The organism is Treponema sp. (assembly GCF_045657965.1).
Lineage (GTDB): Bacteria > Spirochaetota > Spirochaetia > Treponematales > Treponemataceae > Treponema_D.
On record NZ_JAZOUG010000125.1, the window covers coordinates 1 to 2,076 of the forward strand.

1 protein-coding gene is annotated in these 2,076 nt (G+C 47.3%); it reads left to right on the forward strand.

Annotated elements, in window-relative coordinates; translation table 11 throughout:
* On the forward strand, window positions 1-2,076 hold a 2,076-nt coding region (locus tag ACKI5B_RS04550; RefSeq protein ID WP_407426273.1), incomplete at both ends, for an acyl-CoA dehydratase activase.

Genomic DNA, 2,076 nt, shown 5'->3' on the forward strand with positions numbered 1-2,076 from the left:
AGTTCCGACTGAAGAATTTGAAGGACTTGCCGCTGCCGGAAAGGAAGTTCATTCGATTTCAGGACGGTGCGGCGTTTTTGCAAAGACAGACATTCAGTCAATGCTCAATCAGGGAGTTGCACGCGAAGACATCGCTCTTTCTGCATTCCATGCAATCGTAAAGCAAACGGTCGGCGGTCTTGCGCAGGGACTTGAATTAAAGCCTCCGATTATTTTTGAAGGCGGACCGCTCACTTACGACCACACTCTTGTTAAAGCATTTGCTGAAAAACTCAATCTCAAAGATGAAGAAATTATCCGCCCGGAACACCCGGAAACAATCGTTGCACGGGGAGCTGCAATCGCTTTGGACGAACTTTTCCCATGCGAAGATGATAAAGACGCAATTCTTTTAAGCGATGCAGTTCATGCTCTTGACGGCGGTGTTGTCAGAGTTGAGCACACTGGAGCCAAAGTCAAAAAGCCTTATTTTGAATCAGAAGAAGAATGTAAGGCGTGGCGCGAAAAACATAAATCTCCAGAACTTGCAAAAATTGATTTAAAGGCCGGTGACACGGTAAATGTCTACATCGGAATTGATGCAGGAAGTACGACAAGCAAAATGGTCTTGATGACCGAAGATGAAAAAGTCTTCGACCGCTACTATGCAAACAACCGCGGAGACCCGATTAACGTTGTCCGCCGTGGACTCATGGAACTTCATGCAAAATATGAGGCAATGGGTGTAAAGCTCAATGTACTTGGCCTTGGCACAACCGGCTACGGCGAACTTTTGATTGCAAAGGCTTACGGTGCGGACTATCACACAGTCGAAACTGTCGCTCACGCCACTGCAGCACGCCGTTTTGTTCCTGATGTAAGCTTTATCCTTGATATCGGCGGTCAGGACATGAAGGGAATCTGGATTGCCGACGGAATCATTACGAACATCACTCTCAACGAAGCATGTTCGAGCGGATGCGGTTCATTCCTTGAAAATTTTGCTTCGTCGCTAAAGATTCCTACCGACAAAATTGCAGATGCCGCTTTCCGCTCAAAAAAACCTGCGGATTTGGGAAGCCGCTGTACGGTTTTTATGAACTCAACAATCATCACCGAGCAGAAAAACGGCTGCGGTCCTGACGATATTATGGCAGGCTTATGCCGCTCAATCATCGAAAACGTGTTCACAAAGGTCGTGCGCATTTCAAACACGAGCATTTTGGGAAATAAAATCGTAGTTCAGGGCGGCACTTTCAAAAATGACGCCGTTCTGCGCTCGCTTGAGCAGTACCTTGGTGCAGATGTTCAGCGTGCCCCGTACCCCGGCGAAATGGGCTGTATCGGGGCTGCGCTTCTTACAAAGGAGAAAAGAGAAGAAAACCGCAGTTCTCAATTTATCGGCTTTGATGCACTTGAATCGCTTTCTTATACACAGCGCGAGAATGTAATCTGCTCGAAATGTGCGAACCACTGCTCACGAAGTTTGATTCAGTTCTCGAACGGCACGACTTACATCACAGGAAACCGCTGTGCACGCGGTGAAGTGGTTTTGCCGGAAGAACTTGATGATAAAGATACGCTTAAAGCACTAAAAAACGAAGACGAAGAGGCTGTTTCTGGTCTTGGCGAGCCGGAAAAAACAAAGCCTGGCGTAATTCCTGAATCAAAAACCCGCTACACGCCGGACATGTTCCTTATCCGTGAGCAGCTTCTTTTCAAAAAATGGGATTACGAGCAGGTCTCTGCAAAAAAGAACATCACAATCGGCTTACCGCGAACGCTCGAATACTGGGATTCAATGCCGTTCTGGTCAACTTTCTTCCGCTCACTCGGCTACGACGTAATTTTCTCGCACAAATCAAACCGCGAAATGTTTGAAAACGGCATCCCGTTCGTCCCAAGCGACACCGTCTGCTTCCCCGCAAAACTTGCTCATGGACACATTCAGGACTTAGTCGGTCAGTTTAAAAAACTTTCGGGCAATTACCGCATTTTTATGCCGATGGTTATGGAAATGCCTGCTACTGACAAGGCTCGTGCTTCGAACTATGTCTGTGCCGTCGTTAAGGGCTATCCGCTCATTATTTCTCATTC